This is a genomic window from Cryobacterium aureum, assembly GCF_002954245.1.
Classification (GTDB): Bacteria; Actinomycetota; Actinomycetes; order Actinomycetales; family Microbacteriaceae; genus Cryobacterium; species Cryobacterium aureum.
In genome coordinates this window covers 105,174-119,792 of record NZ_PPTG01000005.1, presented here as the reverse complement: position 1 = coordinate 119,792, position 14,619 = coordinate 105,174, and the positions used below count along the sequence as shown (strand labels likewise).

Here is a 14,619-nt window from a genome sequence, read left to right as displayed (position 1 = left end):
TGTGTTCAGGGTCGTGCTGGGTCGGTAAACGTTATATTTTGCAGAAATGTGAGACTTCTCTTGGCGGCTTCATCCTCGTCGCCCTCGTAACCGTCGAGTTCGACGGTGATCCAGTCGTGATACCCCGCGTCGACGATCTCAGCGATGATGGCATTCAGGTCCAGGTCGCCAGCACCAAGAGGAAGGAACGCGTTGGTCTGGTGATCGAGGTCTTTCAGGTGTACATATGCCAGACGGTCGGCGTATTTTCGGATGACGGCTATGGGATCGCCACCGCCTGCCGCGATGTGTGCGACGTCGGCACAGAGACCGATTGAGGTGGCGGCGAAAAGGGCATCAATCTGATCCGGCGCTTGGGCAATGCTCCCAAGGTGCGGGTGGTAGCTGGGAATGAGGCCAGCTGCCTGTGCTCGTTCGGCGACGGTGTCGAGGAAGGCGCCGGCCGTCTCGTAGTCCTGTGCTCGGCGGCCGGTGGAGCGCACTGCGCCGCCGCCGATTACGTAGTGGCGCGCGCCCGCCAAGGCGGCTAATCGAATGGACCGATCAAAGCGGGCGAGTTCGTCCTCCTGGGCATCGGAATAGATGAACTGTCCGCCGGTGTAGACCCCAGCGATTTCAAGGCCGTTGGCGTGTACGGCAGATACGAAGCTGTCGATCGATTCCTCGAAGGGAAGGAGGTTGCCGTCGAACAACTCGATTCCGGTGTAGCCAGCGGCAGCGATCGCCTCGATGGTGTGATGCACGTCTCCGGGCGTTACATAGAAACCCGATCCGAGATCAGTCACTGCACCGGGCGTACCCACTACACCGCCCCATGCGTTGGCTTCGTAGGCGAACTTCATCACTTCTACCTCCTTGTAGTTTGTCCTTGCTGGATTGAAAGTAACACTTATGACATCTCATAGTCAATAGATAGCCTTTTTAGGCTGTCAATCGGTCCGGTAGAGTTCTTTTTACTCATTGGTCTTTTCACGATTTGGGATACGAGAGATGTTTTCATCCGGTGCCGGCGACCTCTTCCAACTGCTCCGTGACGGACGGCCGCGAACGCGATCCGAGCTTGTCGACGAGACAGGGTTGGCGAGAACCAGCGTGGTAAACAGGCTGGCTGCGCTCACAGCGATCGGCTTGGTTACCCCGACAGGCACTGCGGCGGCGTCCGGCGGCCGTCCCGCCGCGCGCCTAATGTTCGATCAAGCCTCGAGGGTCTGCATAGGAATCGACCTTGGCGCCACCCACGGTACTGTAGGCGTGCTCAACCTTTCCGGCAGCGTGCTCCGTCAGGAGAGCCGGGTAATTGATATCGCCAAGGGCCCGACTGAGATCCTGACATGGGCCGTCACTACGGCGGAGCGCCTACTCGCCGCCAGCGGTCGTCAGCAGCGAGATTTGTTGGGGATAGGTGTGGGGGTGCCAGGCCCTGTAGAGCATTCCACTGGCCGGCCCATCCGTCCCCCGATTATGCCCGGCTGGGACGGCTTTGACATCCCCGCTTTTGTGCGTCAGCGCCTGATGGCCACGGTTCTGGTCGACAACGACGTGAACCTCCTCGCACTCGGCGAGCGAGCCACCCAGTGGCCCGCGGTCGACGATTTGGTATTCATTAAGGTGTCCACGGGAATTGGCGCGGGCATCATCCTGGGCGGAGTACTGCAGCGCGGCTCCCGGGGCTCCGCAGGCGATATCGGACATGTGCTGGTGCCCGGCACGGCCGATGACCGTGACCTTGAGGCGACGGCCAGCGCCCCGGCGATAGCCGCGTACCTAAGTCGAGATGGGGCTGCAATTATCGAACCCGGTGACGTCACCAACCGCATCAGAATGGGCGACGCCACGGCGATTGCCGCTGCGCGCGAGGCGGGGCGAGCGATCGGCGAGGTTACCGCGATGTGCGTGAGCGTCCTGAACCCGTCTGTCGTTGTCGTTGGTGGTCAGTTGGGTGTCAACGTGCAGGAGATCATCGCTGGCATACGCGAAGTGGTGTACCGGCGATCGATTCCCCTGGCCAATCAGCACCTCAGTATTGTGCCAGCTCGAGGCGGTTCCGATGCGGGCATCCGAGGAGCTGGGCTCATGGTGCTCAACGAGCGCTTGGGCGCGGCCGCCGTCGATGAGATGATCGGGCAGCTCGACTGAATGCAGTCGGATACATAGGCCAGGTGGGGTCGTTGGAGATGCCTGCCTCCACAGTTCTAACCATCTGCGACAGCTGTCGACTTCGGGAGTTGCAGTTTGAGCGACACCATCCGAGGCGCAGAAACGCATGCACTTATCCGCTAGCACGTGCGCAGACCGTCGTTCTGTTCGCGTGACTCGGCAACCGAGGTCAGACGCCTTCCACGGTATGCGCGGCGCACTGTTCCCGAATGACGGACCGAAAGTCGGGGGCCGCCGGCACCAGCGCGATGACGATACCGGCCGGCAGCCAGGCGCGGTTGGAGCTGTCGACGAGTTGTGCGGTGATGCCGGCCCGCTCGGCGGCACCAAGCACGCGGGGAGCCCGGCGGAGTGTCCGACGGCGAGTTCGAACAGGTCGAAGTCGTACTCGCCGGTGCTCGGCGACCAGTAGGCAGTGCCGGGGCATAACTCCTGCAATCTGTGCGGCCCGCCACCGACTTAGGCGTAAAGACGCGGGCACCGATGCGGCCGGCCGACAATTTGCAGGAGTTATGCGCAGTAGTGGGGGCAAATTCAGGATATCGGGGGCGCGGACTCGTCCTCGGCCCCGCGATTGCAGGGCAAGAACACGGGCGAAATTCCTGCATTAGCCACCAGGGCAACAGGGGCTAGCGGGCGCCGAGCAGGTGCTCGAGGGCCAGCTGCTGCAGGTGCACGAAGCCGAAGCCCTTGCCGCCGAAGTAGGCGTCGGTGTCGAAGTCCTCGTAGGAGCCGCGGTCGGCCAGCAGATCGTCGTAGCTTTCGCCGACGGCCAGGGTGTTGTTCGACAGGTCAGGTACCTTCGACGCGGCGAGGGCTGCCTGTACCTCGGGGTCGGCGCGGAATGCCGCGGCCCGCTGCTTGAGCAGCAGGTAGGTGCGCATGTTGGCTGCGGCGCTGGTCCACACTCCGGCGACGTCTTCGGTGCGGCTCGGCTTGTAGTCGAAGTGGCGCGGACCGGTGTAGGTCTGGCCTCCGTTCGGGCCGCCGTTTTCGAGCAGGTCCACCAGCGCGAACGCGTTCTGCAGGTCGCCATGGCCGAACACCAGGTCCTGGTCGTACTTGATGCCGCGCTGACCGTTGAGGTCAATGTGGAATAGCTTGCCCTGGTACAAGGCCTGCGCGATGCCGGCGGCGAAGTTGAGCCCGGCCATCTGCTCGTGCCCGACCTCGGGGTTGACGCCCACCATCTCGGGGCGCTCGAGGGTTTCGATGAAGGCCATCGCGTGTCCAACGGTCGGCAGCAGGATGTCGCCGCGCGGTTCGTTGGGCTTGGGCTCAATGGCGAAGCGGATGTCGTAGCCCTTGTCGGTGACGTAGTCACCGAGCAGGTTCACGGCCTCGCGGTAGCGCTCGAGCGCCGAACGGATGTCCTTGGCCGCGTCATACTCGGCGCCCTCGCGGCCGCCCCACATGACGAAGGTCTTGGCGCCGAGCTCTGCGGCGAGGTCGATGTTGCGCAGCACCTTGCGGAGCGCGAACCGGCGCACGGCCCGGTCGTTGGAGGTGAAGCCGCCGTCCTTGAAGACCGGGGCGCTGAACAGGTTGGTGGTGACCATCGGCACGATGAGGCCGGTGTCGGTGAGCGCCTGCTTGAGGCGGTCGATCTGGAGTTGGCGTGCAGCATCGGACGAACCGAAGTCGAACAAATCGTCATCGTGGAAGGTGAGTCCGTAGGCGCCGAGCTCGGCCAGGTTGGTCACGGCGTCGACGACGTCGAGGTGCGGTCGGGTCGGGCCGCCGAACGGGTCGCTGCCGTTGTAGCCGACGGTCCAGAGTCCAAAGGAGAACTTGTCGTCGCGGGTGGGGGTCAGGCTCACATCATTGGGTGTCATTGCGCTACCTTCAGCTTCGTCGATGATTTGTTGATTACTCAAACATATAGCAGATGCGGCGGAAAACGTAGGGCGGACCCGATTTGCCTGCGGCCCGAACTATCGAGTCTTTTCTCGACCCTCGATTGAGGGATAGAAGGCGAGACTTGGTAACGAATGCCTCTCGATCCCACGTAATTTCCGGTTTTTTCAAAAAAACAGTTGGCAAACAACCGGGGAATTAGATATGTTCTGTCCGTGAACAAAGTCGCCCACGGCCTGTTTAGAATGATGATTAGAACCACCCAGCAGAGTGAGCAGCACCGCTTGACCCTGCGCCGGACTCACACCGCGTGAGCCCACAACACAGCACCCTTACAACGAGGTAACTTTCCGGTCTTCGGACGCGTTTAGCGCGGCGAATTTCTGGAGTGCACCTCGTTGCAGCAGGAGCGGATCTCCGCACCTGCACCTGGCAGCATTCAGAGAGGAAAGCACCAATGAAGACCCTGACCAAGAGGATCCTCGCCGTAGCGGCGACCGGAGCCGTGGCCTTGTCGCTCGCGGCTTGTTCCGGAACGACCTCCCCAGCCGGCGATGGCGCAGCGGCCAGCGCTGACTGCAACGTCGGAATCTCTATGCCGACCCGCAGCCTCGAACGGTGGATCAACGACGGCGAGCAGCTCAAGTCTCTGCTCGAAGAAGCTGGTTGCACCGCCGACCTGCAGTACGCCGACAACAAGACCGACCTACAGATCAGCCAGATTCAGAACCAGGTCGCCGGCGGCGCCAAGATTCTCGTCGTCGCAGCAGTGGATGGAAAAGTACTCGCCCCGGTGCTCGCCGAGGCCGCCGGCCAGGACGCCAAGGTCATCGCCTATGACCGCCTGATCAACGGCACCGAGAACGTTGATTACTACGCAACGTTCGACAACTACAAGGTGGGAACCCTGCAGGGCCAGTACATCGAGGAGCAGCTCGGCCTCGCCGACGGCGCCGGCCCGTTCAACCTCGAGCCCTTCGCCGGTAGTCCAGACGACAACAACGCCAAGTTCTTCTTCTCCGGCGCCTGGGACGTTCTGCTGCCCTACGTCGAGAGCGGCCAGCTGGTCGTTCCGAGCGGTAAGTCGCCGTCCTCGAACGACGACTGGGCTTCCATTGGAATCCAAGGCTGGATCTCGGCCTCAGCGCAGTCCGAAATGGACAACCGCCTGTCGTCGTTCTACTCCGGCGACGAAAAGGTTGACGTTGTGCTTTCGCCCAATGACAGCCTCGCCATCGGCATCATCGCTTCACTGAAGAGCGCCGGCTACACGCCGGGCGAGAGCTACCCGATCATCAGCGGTCAGGACGCCGACAAGGCCAACGTGCTCGCCATTCTTGACGGCGAGCAGTCCATGACCGTGTGGAAGGACACCCGCACGCTCGGCAAGCAGGTCTTCGACATGATCCAGCAGATCGCGGCTGGCGAAGACGTAACCGTCAACGACACCGAGACCTACGACAACGGCGAAAAGGTCGTTCCATCGTTCCTGCTCGACCCCGAGGTCGTCGTGAAGGATGATGTGCAGGCCAAGCTCATCGATTCCGGCTTCACCAAGGCAGCGGACGTCGGACTCTAACGAGTCTGCTTCGGTCGGCCCCGCGCGAGCGGGGCCGACCATTTCGCCCGTCAACGGGCCCCAGCGCAACATGCAATTTTGACCAGGAGGCTGCCCTTGGAGCACACGACCATCCTCAGGATGAACAACATCGTGAAGGATTTCAGCGGAGTGAAGGCGCTCGACGGTGTATCCATCGAGGTCGTTCGCGGCGAGGTGCACGCGGTCTGCGGCGAGAACGGTGCCGGTAAGTCCACCCTTATGAAGGTGCTCAGCGGTGTATACCCCGCCGGCAGCTTCGAGGGCACCATCGAGTTCGAGGGCAAACCGGTCTCCTACAAGACGATCAATGACAGTGAGGCCGACGGCATCGTGATCATCCACCAGGAACTGGCGCTGAGCCCGTTCCTGTCGATCGCCGAAAACATCTTCCTGGGCAACGAGAATTCCACCCGCGGCATCATCGACTGGAACAAAACGAACCGCGAAGCCGCCCTGCTGCTCGCCCGGGTCGGCCTGGCCGAGAACCCGGCCACCAAGGTGCTCGAACTCGGTGTTGGCAAGCAGCAACTGGTGGAAATCGCCAAGGCGCTCTCCAAGCAGGTCAAACTGCTCATTCTCGACGAGCCGACCGCTGCCCTCAACGACGAGGACTCGGCGCACCTGCTCGGCCTGATCGAACACCTGCGCGGCCAGGGCATCACCTGCATCATCATTAGCCACAAGCTCAAAGAGATCAAGCGCATCGCAGACACGGTCACCGTTATTCGCGACGGCAAGACCATCGAAACCATTGCGATGGATGGGCCGGACGCGACCGAGGGCCGCATCATCCGCTCCATGGTCGGTCGCGAACTCAATAACCTGTTTCCACCGCGTGAACCCAAGATTGGCACCGAGGTGCTGCGCGTTGAGGATTGGACCGTGTACCACCCGGTCGACACGACCCGCAAGGTCGTCGATGCCGCCTCGTTCACCGTGCGGGCCGGCGAGATCGTCGGTTTCGCCGGGCTCATGGGCGCCGGACGCACGGAACTAGCCATGAGTATCTTCGGCCGCTCCTACGGCACCAAGATCAGTGGTCGCATCTTCAAGAACGGCGACGAAATTCAGCTGCGCACGGTAGACGAAGCGATCCGTCACGGTTTCGCCTACGCCACCGAAGACCGAAAACGCTACGGCCTCAACCTCATCGGCGACATCACCGTGAACGTCTCGGCCGCCGCGCTGGGCAAGCTCGCCAAGTGGGGCGTCATTGACCGGTATCGCGAGTACAAGGTCGCCAACTCCTACCGCGAGAAGATGAACATCAAGGCGCCGAGCGTCTCGTCGATCACCGGCAAGCTCTCCGGCGGCAATCAGCAGAAGGTCGTGCTGTCGAAGTGGATCTTCGCTGGCCCCGACATTCTCATTCTCGACGAACCGACTCGTGGCATCGACGTCGGCGCTAAGTACGAGATCTACGGAATCATCAACGAGTTGGCCGCCCAGGGCAAAGCCGTCGTTGTGATTTCCTCGGAGCTGCCCGAACTCATCGGACTCTCCGACCGCATCTACGTCATTTCAGAGGGCAAGCTCACCGGTGAAGTTGCCGCAGCGGATGCCTCCCAAGAAACACTCATGCACTACATGACCGCGGGAAAGGACTGACCCCGATGAGTACCACAACCCCCGTGAAGCGCGCCAGGCCTAAGTTCGCGGTCAATCTCAGGCAGTATGGGATCCTCGCCGCCCTGGCGATCATCATCGTGCTGTTCCAGATTCTCACCGACGGCCGCCTGCTGCTGCCCGGCAACGTCAACAACCTGATTCAGCAGAACGCCTACGTGCTGATCCTCGCCATCGGCATGGTCATCGTGATTATCGCCGGCCACATCGACTTGTCGGTCGGTTCGGTCGTCGCCATGGTTGGCGCCGTCACCGCGATCAGCATGAGCAGCTGGGGGCTGCCGTGGTGGGCGGCCGTCGTCATCGCGCTGTTGGTCGGCGCCCTGGTCGGTGCCTGGCAGGGCTTCTGGGTGGCGTTCGTCGGTATCCCGGCGTTCATCGTCACGCTCGCCGGCATGCTGATCTTTCGCGGGCTCACCCTGGTGCTGCTGACCGGCGGCACCATCAGCGGGCTTCCCTCTGAATTCACCGCGATCGGCGCCGGTTGGGTGCCCGCCTGGTTCGGCGAAGTCGGCGGCCGGGACGTGCTCACCATCGCGCTCGGTGTACTGACCGCGTTCGCCCTGATCGTGCAGCAGCTGCGCATCCGCGCCACCCTGCGCAAGCTCGAACTGCCGCGCGAACCGATCGTGAGCCTGTGGATCAAGAGCGGCATCGCCGCCGTGGCCATTATCTGGTTCGCCTGGCTACTCTCGGGCTACAGCGGCACCCCGATCATTCTGATCGTGCTCGCCGTGCTCATTCTTGGCTACACCTTTTTGCTCAACCAGACGGTTTTCGGCCGCCACGTTTACGCCATGGGTGGCAACCTGTTCGCCGCCAAGATGAGTGGCGTCAAGACCAAATGGGTCGACTTCTTTATCTTCGTCAACATGGGCGTACTCGCCGGACTGGCCGGCGTCGTATCGACGTCCCGCGCCGGCGGCGCTGTCGCCTCGGCCGGGCAGAACTACGAGCTCGACGCCATCGCCGCCGTCTTCATCGGTGGCGCCGCGGTGACCGGTGGTGTCGGCACCGTCATCGGCGCCGTCATCGGCGCACTCGTCATGGGTGTGCTCAACATGGGCCTGTCGATTCTCTCGGTGGATGCTGCCTGGCAGATGACCATCAAGGGCCTCGTTCTGTTGCTGGCCGTCGCCTTCGACATCTTCAACAAGCGCCGGGCCGGCCGCTAGCTTCGCCTGACGCCTGCAGGACTCTGTCGGGTGCAACTAAACCTGAGGGGTGGTGAGTCGTGACCAGGCTAGCCCCGCCACCCCTCGGCCTTCGGGGGGGCACGAGTAACGATCAGTTGCGTCGGTTCAACCTGTCGATGATCCTCACCATGATTCATCATTCCAGCGGATGCTCTCGCGCCGAGTTGACCCGACGCACCGGTCTGAACCGGTCGACCATTTCAGCCCTCGTGGCCGAACTGGTCGACCTCGGCATGGCGTTCGAGGGTGAACCGGAAGACGTGCCCGGCCGGGTCGGACGCCCGAGCCTGCAGGTATTCCCGAGCCCCAGAATCGCCGCAATAGCGGTGAGCCCTGACGTCGACGCGATTACCGTGGGACTGGTGGGGCTCGGCGGCGAGGTGATTCGTCGCATACGCTTTGATACGGCTCGCATTCCGACCGTGAGCGAAACCGTGAACGCGGTCAAGGCCATCGTCGACGGTATGCGCGGCGAGATCGAGAATAACTACGAGATCGCCGGGGTCGGCGTGGCCGTTCCCGGCCTGGTCGATACGATCGACGGGCGCGTACTGATCGCTCCGCACCTCGGCTGGCGCGATAGCGCCATCACCACGGCCCTCGCCAAGGCCCTGCGTTACCCCGTGTTCGCCGGCAACGACGCGAGCCTCGCCGCCATCGCCGAGAGCTTGTTCGGGGCGGCCCGTGGCACGACCGACCTGGTCTACCTCAACGGCGCGTCGAACGGCATCGGCGGCGGCCTCATCATCGGGGGCTCACCACTGCGCGGCACCAGCGGCTATGCCGGAGAACTCGGCCACACCCTGGTCAACTCGGCCGGGGTCCGTTGTCACTGCGGCCGCATCGGCTGCCTGGAAACCGAGGTGAGCATGCCGCGCCTGCTCAGGGTGCTGGACCTGCCCCGCGCTGACCAGGACGAACTGGACATCGCCCTCGGCGTCTCGCGTGACCCAGCGGTATTGCGCGAGGTGGCCAGGCAGATCGACTTTCTCTCGGTGGCCATCTCGAACTTTGTGAATATGTTCGACCCGGAAATGGTCGTGCTCGGCGGCTTTCTCGGCTCGCTGCTGTCGGTGGGCCGTGAGCGTCTGGTCGAGGCAGTGAGCGTGAGCTCCATCGGCAGCCTTGGGCATGCGGTGCTGCTCGAACGGGCGAAGCTGCGCTCCAGGCTCATGATGGTCGGGGCGGCCGAGCTGGCCTTCGCCGGTCTGCTCGACGACCCGGCCGGGTGTGCGCGCGGGCGTTCCTAGCTTGGTATGTTGGAGCGAACACCAAATACCGTGAGGCGACGTATGAACGAGCACAATTGGGCCGGCAACTACCGTTATGCGGCCCCGATCGCGCACCCGACCAGCATTGCCGAGCTGCAGGGACTGGTCGCCGCGGCCACCCGGGTGCGCGCGCTCGGCTCTCGCCACTCCTTCAATGACATTGCCGATTCGGCGGGCACACTCGTGGCGCTCGACCGAATTGACGATGTCATCGTCATCGACCCGGTCGCGCTTCGCGTCGAGGTTGGCGGTGGCACGACCTACGGCACCCTCGCGATCGAACTGCAGCGCCGGGGGTACGCCCTGCACAACCTCGCCTCGCTGCCGCACATCAGCGTGGCCGGCGCGATCGCCACCGGCACCCACGGTTCCGGCGACCAGAACGGCAGCCTCGCCACGGCGGTGTCGGCTCTCGAGATCGTCACGGCCTCAGGTGAGCTGCTCCGGGTCGACCGGTCGACTCCGGCTTTCTCCGGCATGGTTGTCGCGCTCGGCGCTCTCGGCATCGTCACCCGGGTCACGCTCGACATTCAGCAGACCTTCGACGTGCAGCAGTTCGTCTACGAGAATCTGCCGTGGAGCGAAGTGCTGACTCATTTCGACGACCTGATGGGCAGCGCCTACAGCGTGAGCCTGTTCACCAACTGGCAGGGTTCGTCGGTGGACCAGGTCTGGGTGAAGACGCGCGGCGGGGATTTCTCGGGGGAACCCGAGTTCTTCGGCGGCGCGGCGGCGACCGAGGGGCGGCATCCACTGCCCGCCCTGTCAGCGGTCAACTGCACGCAGCAGCTCGGCGTGCCCGGACCGTGGTTTGAGCGGCTGCCACATTTTCGTTTGGCCTTCACGCCGAGTAACGGCGACGAGTTGCAGACCGAGTACCACGTGCCGCGCGAGCACGCCGTCGCCGCAATCGAGGCGATGCGTGCGCTCTCGGCCCGGATCGCGCCGCTGCTGCTGGTGAGCGAGATTCGCAGCGTGGCGGCCGATGAACTCTGGCTCAGCCCGAGCTTCGAGCGGGCCGGCGTGGCCCTGCACTTCACCTGGAAGCCCGAGCAGGCCGCCGTCGAAGTGCTGCTGCCCGCGCTCGAAGCGGCGCTCGCTCCATTTCTGATGCGCCCGCACTGGGGCAAGCTCTTTCACTCGGATGCTGCCACGCTCGCGACCCGCTATCGGTGCCTCGACGACTTTCGCGCCCTGGCCGACCGGCTCGACCCGGCCGGCACGTTTCGCAACGAGTTTCTGGAACGCACGGTGTTCGGTCTCCACTAGACGTGATCGCGCCAGCTGTGCTCGGGCGCGTAGCCGAGCAGACGCCGGGCCTTGTCGATGCCGAGCAGGGTCTCGTGTTCGGTCACCGGCCGGGTGAATCCGACCCGGGGAAAGACCTCGGCGGCCAGGTCGGAGCTGGACCGGTTCGACACGGTGTCGGCGGCGGCAATGATAAACGTTTCAAAGCCAGGGCCGGCGGTGTCCAGCGCCCGCGAAACGGCCTGGGCTCCGTCACGTCCGTCGACGTAGCCCCACAAATTCCATTTGCGGTTGCGTGGGTCCTCGTCATAGCCGGCGAACGCGGCGTAATCGTCGGGGTCCATTACGTTGGAGAAACGCAGGGCGGTCACGCTCAGGGTTGGATCCCAACGCACTAGCTGGATGGCCATCTGCTCCTCGAGGTGTTTGACCAGCGAATAGGTGCTCTCCGGACGGGCCGCGTACTTTTCGTCCACCGGCAGGTAGGGCGGGTCGATGTCGAACGGCAGGCCGAGTACCGTCTCGCTCGAGGCGTACACGATGCGCGTGATTCCGGTGCGGCGCGCGGCTTGGAACACGTTGTAGGTCGTGAGCATGTTGTTGTGAAAAGTTGCCACATCGGGGCGGATCCCCGGGGCCGGTACCGCCGCCAGGTGCACGAGCGCGTCGAAACCGACGGAGGTATCATCAACGCCGTGAAAGGCATCGAGGACTTCTCCGTAGTTGGTGAGGTCGATGCTGAGAAACCCGGGGCCACGCGTGCCGGCCCGATCGAGGTTCTGCGCCTCGTGGCCGTCGGCGGTAAGCCTGGCGACGACGCTGCGGCCGAGTTTTCCGCTTCCTCCGGTGACGATGATTCTCATGCGATATTCCTTGCGGCTCGAGGGTTTGTAGGCTTGGGCAACGTATCACGGTGGTCTGCGGTCTCCCCGGCAGTAACCTGAACTGCCACACACACCGTCGACGAGCAAAGGAATCCCGTGCAGGGCACCAACCACGACGACCTTCGCCGCCACAATCTGTCGATCATCCTGCGCCTGGTGCACCGGAGCGGCGCAGCGTCCCGCGCCCAACTCACCCGGCTGACCGGCCTCAACCGGTCGACCATCGGAGCACTCGTCGCAGAGCTGGTCGAGCGCGGCCTGGTCGAGGAACGCACCCCCGATCCGACGCGGCTGGCCGGACGGCCGAGCCCGATCGTGGCGGCCAGCGACCGAGTGGTGGCAATTGCCGTGAACCCGGAAATCGACGCGATCACCGTGGGAGTCGTCGCCCTCAGCGGCGTCGTGCATCGGCTCATCCGCTATGCCATGCCCTCGTCGCCGTCAATCACTGAGGCCGTGACGATCACCACCGGCATTGTGACCCAGCTGAAGCGCGACCTCGGCGAATATTCCATAATCGGAATAGGAGTGGCGGTGCCCGGTCTCGTGCGCGCGACTGACGGCCTGGTGCGCCACGCCCCGCATCTCGGTTGGGTCGACGAGCCGCTCTGCGACCTGCTCGCTGCTGCGACGGGCCTGCCGGTGGTCGCGGCCAACGACGCGAGCCTCGGCGTCACGGCCGAACACTATTTCGGTGCTGGCCAGGGCCTGACCGACCTCGTCTATCTCAACGGCGGGTCGAGCGGTATCGGCGGCGGCCTCGTGATCGGGGGCGTTGCCGCCAGCGGCCGGGCCGGGTATGCCGGGGAGTTCGGCCACACCAGGGTGAGCGCGGGCACCAACACCGATTCGGCCGGCATCGCGGGCACCCTCGAAGCCGAGGTCACCCGCCACGCCCTGCTCGCCGCGCTCGGATTGCACGCCGGCGCGACGGATGCCGACACCCTGGAACGCGCGTTGGTGGCCTCCGACTCGCCCGTCGTGCGCAACCTGGTGAATCGACAGCTCGATTTTCTGGCCATCGCCTTGGCCGGCGCCGTCAACATGCTCAACCCGCAACTCATCGTGCTCGGCGGCTTTCTGGCGGCGCTCCACGCGGTCGATTCGGAGCGTTTGAACGTCGCCGTCGCCGCGCTGACTCTCCCCGCAGCATTCGCGGAGGTCAGCATCACGCCCGCTGTGCTCGGTTCCAACCTGCTCATGATCGGGGCCGCTGAACTCGCTTTCGAGGCACTGCTGCTGGACCCGCAGCAGGATCAGGGGAATACTGCGGGTCTACCGCGGCTTAGCTCTAGAGCTGCCGAGACGGCCGCACCAACTTTCTAAAATCGTTTCCAGACCGACCAAGGACATCCGTTTTCGTGATTACTGCCAGTATCCCCGTGGTTAGCGCCGCGCAACTCGCCTCCACCGCCGCGCACCCCGGGGACAAACTGACTCGGCGCCAGCGCATCGTCTACATTCTCATTCTCGGGGCACTCACGGCGCTCGGCCCGTTCACCATCGACCTCTATCTGCCGGCCTTTCCAACTCTGGAAAGCGAATTCAACGTGTTGCCGTCGGTCATTCAGCTCACCCTGACCGGAACCATGATTGGTTTTGGTTTCGGCCAGCTGGTCGTGGGCCCCTGGAGCGACAAGGTCGGCCGCCGGCTGCCGCTCATGCTCGCGACCGGTGTGCACATTCTCGCCTGCGTCGGCGCGGCACTGTCGAACGACATCGTCGTGCTCGCCATCTTCCGCGTGCTGCAGGGCTTTGGCGCCGCGGCCGGTGCGGTCGTCGCCATGGCCATGGTGCGCGACCTGTTCGGCGGCAAGCCGCTCGTCAAGATGCTCTCCCGCCTCGCGCTGGTCAGCGGCCTCGCGCCCGTTCTGGCGCCGGTGATCGGCTCGCAGCTTCTGCTCGTCATGAACTGGCGCGGTATCTTCTGGGTACTCGCGGCCTACGGCGTCATCGTGATCCTGGCCGTCGCCTTCTGGATCGTTGAAACCCTGCCCGAGAGCGAACGCCACGCGAAGGGCCACAGCACGCTCGGCCAACGCTACAAAGCGGTCCTGAGCGACCGCACCTTCGTGGGCGTCGCGATCATCGGGGCGATGACCTTTACCGGGTTGTTCTCGTACCTGTCGGCCTCACCGTTTTTGTTTCAGGACGTCTATGAGTTCAGTCCGCAGGAGTACGGTTTGCTGTTCGCCGTCAACTCCCTCGGTGTGGTCACCGGCGTGCAGCTGAGCTCCCGCCTGATGCACCGCTTCAATATTGGGCCGCAGTGGATTCTCTCCGTCTCCACGGTCGTGTTGCTGATTACCGCTGCTGCCATTGTGCTGCTCGACCTGGCCGGCATTGGGCTGTGGGGTACCCTGGTGCCGCTCTGGTTCTTCATCGCGGCCTGCGGCTTCACCCTGCCGAGCGTTCAGGTCATCGCGCTCAACGCCCACGGCCACGAGGCCGGAACCGCGGCGTCCTTGCTCGGCGCAGCTAACTTCGGTGTGGCCGGTCTGATCTCGCCGATTGTAGGACTGCTCGGAGTGGGCACGGCGATACCGATGGCATCCGTCATGGGCGTCACCGCCGTGATCTCAATTCTTTCGCTCTGGCTGATCGTGCGCCCGCGCACCGTGCCAGCGCTCGACCGCTAGGCCGAGGCGCTCGCTTGGCCCACGATCGAGGTATCTCACGGACTGGGCCCATGGTGTGAACGCGGGCCCAGTTTATAAACTGGGCCCAGGGCCCGGGCCTGGGCCCCGTGCGTAATACAGCGAGCGGATGGCGGCGAGTCG

General features: G+C 63.9%; 12 protein-coding genes. 8 read left to right on the top strand and 4 right to left on the bottom strand.

Annotation, left to right across the window (positions count from 1 at the left end; genetic code table 11):
* Window positions 1-5: 5 nt before the first annotated feature.
* Window positions 6-842, bottom strand: coding sequence for a sugar phosphate isomerase/epimerase family protein (locus tag CJ028_RS02740; protein ID WP_105033748.1), 837 nt, complete (start codon window positions 840-842; stop codon window positions 6-8).
* A gap of 148 nt (window positions 843-990) precedes the next feature.
* Here CJ028_RS02740 and CJ028_RS02735 point away from each other — a divergent pair, with 148 nt between their 5' ends.
* Window positions 991-2,136, top strand: coding sequence for an ROK family transcriptional regulator (locus CJ028_RS02735; RefSeq protein WP_105033747.1), 1,146 nt, complete (start codon window positions 991-993; stop codon window positions 2,134-2,136).
* Window positions 2,137-2,326: 190 nt separating this feature from the next.
* Here CJ028_RS02735 and CJ028_RS20875 read toward each other — a convergent pair whose 3' ends face one another.
* Both CJ028_RS20875 and xylA read right to left on the bottom strand, forming a co-directional pair.
* Window positions 2,327-2,491, bottom strand: a complete 165-nt coding sequence (locus CJ028_RS20875) for a hypothetical protein (protein ID WP_161498875.1) — start codon at window positions 2,489-2,491, stop codon at window positions 2,327-2,329.
* A gap of 295 nt (window positions 2,492-2,786) precedes the next feature.
* Complete coding sequence (xylA, locus tag CJ028_RS02730; protein WP_105033746.1) at window positions 2,787-3,992, bottom strand: xylose isomerase; 1,206 nt, start codon at window positions 3,990-3,992, stop codon at window positions 2,787-2,789.
* A gap of 479 nt (window positions 3,993-4,471) precedes the next feature.
* Here xylA and chvE point away from each other — a divergent pair, with 479 nt between their 5' ends.
* The 5 genes from chvE (at window position 4,472) to CJ028_RS02705 (ending at window position 10,976) form a co-directional block, all read left to right on the top strand.
* Window positions 4,472-5,593, top strand: coding sequence for a multiple monosaccharide ABC transporter substrate-binding protein (chvE, locus tag CJ028_RS02725; RefSeq protein ID WP_105033745.1), 1,122 nt, complete (start codon window positions 4,472-4,474; stop codon window positions 5,591-5,593).
* A 120-nt stretch (window positions 5,594-5,713) separates the two neighbouring features.
* Window positions 5,714-7,222 carry a multiple monosaccharide ABC transporter ATP-binding protein gene (gene mmsA / locus CJ028_RS02720; protein WP_105033744.1) on the top strand — a complete coding sequence of 503 codons (1,509 nt, stop codon included), beginning with the start codon at window positions 5,714-5,716 and terminating at the stop codon, window positions 7,220-7,222.
* Between the two features lie 5 nt (window positions 7,223-7,227).
* Window positions 7,228-8,415, top strand: coding sequence for a multiple monosaccharide ABC transporter permease (gene mmsB / locus CJ028_RS02715; protein WP_105033743.1), 1,188 nt, complete (start codon window positions 7,228-7,230; stop codon window positions 8,413-8,415).
* 59 nt (window positions 8,416-8,474) lie between these two features.
* Complete coding sequence (locus CJ028_RS02710; protein WP_240607049.1) at window positions 8,475-9,686, top strand: ROK family transcriptional regulator; 1,212 nt, start codon at window positions 8,475-8,477, stop codon at window positions 9,684-9,686.
* Between the two features lie 42 nt (window positions 9,687-9,728).
* Window positions 9,729-10,976 carry an FAD-binding protein gene (locus CJ028_RS02705; protein ID WP_105033742.1) on the top strand — a complete coding sequence of 416 codons (1,248 nt, stop codon included), beginning with the start codon at window positions 9,729-9,731 and terminating at the stop codon, window positions 10,974-10,976.
* Here the strand turns inward: CJ028_RS02705 and CJ028_RS02700 are convergent.
* Complete coding sequence (locus CJ028_RS02700) at window positions 10,973-11,818, bottom strand: NAD-dependent epimerase/dehydratase family protein (protein WP_105033741.1); 846 nt, start codon at window positions 11,816-11,818, stop codon at window positions 10,973-10,975. The two genes, CJ028_RS02705 and CJ028_RS02700, sit on opposite strands and share 4 nt — an antisense overlap.
* A gap of 117 nt (window positions 11,819-11,935) precedes the next feature.
* Between CJ028_RS02700 and CJ028_RS02695 the strand changes: the two genes are divergently transcribed.
* The gene (locus tag CJ028_RS02695) at window positions 11,936-13,165 is read left to right on the top strand and encodes an ROK family transcriptional regulator (protein WP_105033740.1); all 1,230 of its coding nucleotides are present in this window, start codon (window positions 11,936-11,938) and stop codon (window positions 13,163-13,165) included.
* A 35-nt stretch (window positions 13,166-13,200) separates the two neighbouring features.
* Window positions 13,201-14,478, top strand: a complete 1,278-nt coding sequence (locus CJ028_RS02690) for a multidrug effflux MFS transporter (protein WP_240607048.1) — start codon at window positions 13,201-13,203, stop codon at window positions 14,476-14,478.
* Window positions 14,479-14,619 lie beyond the last annotated feature (141 nt).

Excerpts from the sequence above, each read along its gene's own strand:
- CJ028_RS02740 (WP_105033748.1), bottom strand. The coding sequence starts at position 842 with ATGAAGTTCGCCTACGAAGCCAACGCATGGGGCGGTGTAGTGGGTACG.
- CJ028_RS02735 (WP_105033747.1), top strand. The coding sequence starts at position 991 with ATGTTTTCATCCGGTGCCGGCGACCTCTTCCAACTGCTCCGTGACGGA.
- xylA (WP_105033746.1), bottom strand. The coding sequence starts at position 3,992 with ATGACACCCAATGATGTGAGCCTGACCCCCACCCGCGACGACAAGTTC.
- chvE (WP_105033745.1), top strand. The coding sequence starts at position 4,472 with ATGAAGACCCTGACCAAGAGGATCCTCGCCGTAGCGGCGACCGGAGCC.
- mmsA (WP_105033744.1), top strand. The coding sequence starts at position 5,714 with ATGAACAACATCGTGAAGGATTTCAGCGGAGTGAAGGCGCTCGACGGT.
- mmsB (WP_105033743.1), top strand. The coding sequence starts at position 7,228 with ATGAGTACCACAACCCCCGTGAAGCGCGCCAGGCCTAAGTTCGCGGTC.
- CJ028_RS02705 (WP_105033742.1), top strand. The coding sequence starts at position 9,729 with ATGAACGAGCACAATTGGGCCGGCAACTACCGTTATGCGGCCCCGATC.
- CJ028_RS02700 (WP_105033741.1), bottom strand. The coding sequence starts at position 11,818 with ATGAGAATCATCGTCACCGGAGGAAGCGGAAAACTCGGCCGCAGCGTC.